Here is a 2224-nt window from a genome sequence, read left to right as displayed (position 1 = left end):
GGCGCACACGGCAGGGACTCGCCTCGTTCGAGCGGGGGGTGGCCCGGGGCAGCGGGCACACCCGGGCCCGGGTGCTGTACCGGCGCGCCTACGTGTGGTGGGTGCTGGGGCGGCACCGGGAGGCGCTGGAGGACGTGCGGCGGGCGCTGCCGGTGCTGCGCCAGGTCGCCGACGACATCTGGACCGCGCGGGCGCTGACCCTGCGGGCCACCGTGCACCTGGCGCTCGGCGCGGTGGACCGGGCGGTCGCCGACTTCACGGCGGCGGAGCGGCTGTGGGACACCACCGGCCAGGAGCACGACAAGGCGGACGCGGTGGAGAGCCGGGGCCTGGCCGCCTTCCGCTCCGGGGACATCCCGGCGGCGCTGCGGCTGCTGGACGAGGCCGAGGAGCGCTACGCCAAGCTGGGCACCCCCGCCTACAACCTGTCGATCCGGCGCTGCGAGGTGCTGCGGGCGGCGGGGCTGGCCCCGGAGGCGCTGGCCGAGGCGGACGCGGCGATCGCGGAACTGGACCGGATCGGCGGGCAGTCCACCCGCAAGGCGGAACTGCTGCTCGCCGCCTCCTGGGCGGCCCGCTCGGCGGGGGACGCGCACACCGCCATAGCCCGCGCCGCCGCAGGTGCCGCAGCGCGATGCGCAGGTCACCGAAGTCCCGCTGCCAGATGCCGAGTACCTGGTGGGCCACGCTCGCGTGCAGCGGCGACGGTCCCGAGCCCAGCACGTGTTCGGCCCGCGCCCGCGCCTCGCCCGGGTCGGCGAACACCATGGGCAGCAGTTCGAGAACCGCCTCGCTTCCCGCTGTCACGTCTCGCATGGTAGTAGCCCGCTGTATCAGACGACGGTGCCGCGACTCTCCACTGTCGTAGCACCGTCTACGGGGGAGGACATCACGTGGCACCACAGCGTTTCCACGAGCAGTTCCAGCACATCCAGCGCGCCCTGCCGGACGTCCCGCTGACCATGGGGCCGGACGACTCGGCGGGCTTCCTCTACGAGAAGGGGGTCGTCCTGGTCCGGGACGGCGAGGAGGCCCCGTTCGTCGAGGAGGCCGTGCGCACCCACTTCACCGAGACCCGGGGTCTCGTCCCCGACCACGTACGCCGCGAGGGCCCGCAGGCCGGCCGCACCGGCGTCACCCGGATCCGGGTCGGCGACCCGGCCGAGGGCGAGGACACCGTGCCGCACGCCCTGCACGCCGTCCGGCAGGCCGAGGACCGGCGGGGCCGCCGGCTGGCCGGACGCAACCACGTCATGCACATCGCGGTCAACGCCTGCCCCGGCGACGAGCCGGTGCCCGTACCGCGCACCGAATCCGCCAACCCGGCGCCCGCCGAGGGCCGTTACGACCCGGCCACCGCGGTCGGCGTCCTCGTGGTCGACACCGGCCTGGTGCGCGACCACCGGTGCTGCCCGCTGCTCGCCCACACCACCGGCGACCCCCAGCGCGACGAGACCGACGCCGACGGCGTGCTGCGCCAGTACGTCGGACACGGCACGTTCATCGCCGGGCTCCTCGCCGCCGTCGCGCCCAACACCGACATCACCGTGCGGGGAACGCTGGGCGACGCGGGCGCCGTGCTGGAGTCGGAGTTCGGCGACCTGCTGTTCGAGGCGGTCGACCGGGACGGCTGGCCGGACATCATCAGCCTGTCCGCCGGCACGCCCGGCGAGGACGCCGACGGCCTGATCGGACTGGACGCGTTCATGCGGGAACTGCGCGACCAGCGCACCCTGCTGGTGGCCGCCGCCGGCAACAACGGCAGCGCCACCCCCTTCTGGCCCGCCGCCTACGCGGGGCTGCCCGAGTACGCCGGCAGCGTGCTGTCGGTCGGGGCGCTGCGCGCGGACGGCGCGGGCGGGGCCTGCTTCAGCAACCACGGCCCCTGGGTACGGGCGTACGCCCCCGGCGAGCGCCTCACCAGCGCCCTCACCGGTTTCCGGGTCCCGGTGCCGTACGTCTACCAGCACTCCACCTACGACTCCTGCCGGTTCGGCCCCGACGAGTACCTGTGCACCTGCCAGTACCCGCCCCACACCGGCGTGTTGAGCGAGGGACTGACGAGCGCGGGCGGGAAACCGGACCAGGTGATGTTCGAGGGGCCGGCGCGGTGGAGCGGCACCTCGTTCGCCACGCCGGTGGTCGCGGGGCTCGTCGCCGACCGGATGACCCCCCCATGGGATACTGGGTGGGTCTATCCATCCACGAGGAGAACGGCACCCAC

At 74.6% G+C, this 2224-nt stretch carries 1 protein-coding gene and 1 pseudogene; both read left to right on the top strand.

The window, feature by feature from the left end:
- Positions 1–650: pseudogene (locus H5J33_RS32000) on the top strand (tetratricopeptide repeat protein); the annotation flags it as partial.
- A 243-nt stretch (positions 651–893) separates the two neighbouring features.
- Positions 894–2224 (top strand): S8/S53 family peptidase (locus tag H5J33_RS31995; RefSeq protein ID WP_181798235.1); only part of this gene is annotated, 1331 nt, incomplete at its 3' end.

The organism is Streptomyces sp. WELS2 (genome assembly GCF_013870595.1).
Taxonomy (GTDB): Bacteria; Actinomycetota; Actinomycetes; order Streptomycetales; family Streptomycetaceae; genus Streptomyces.
This window is presented reverse-complemented; position numbering and strand designations above follow the sequence as displayed.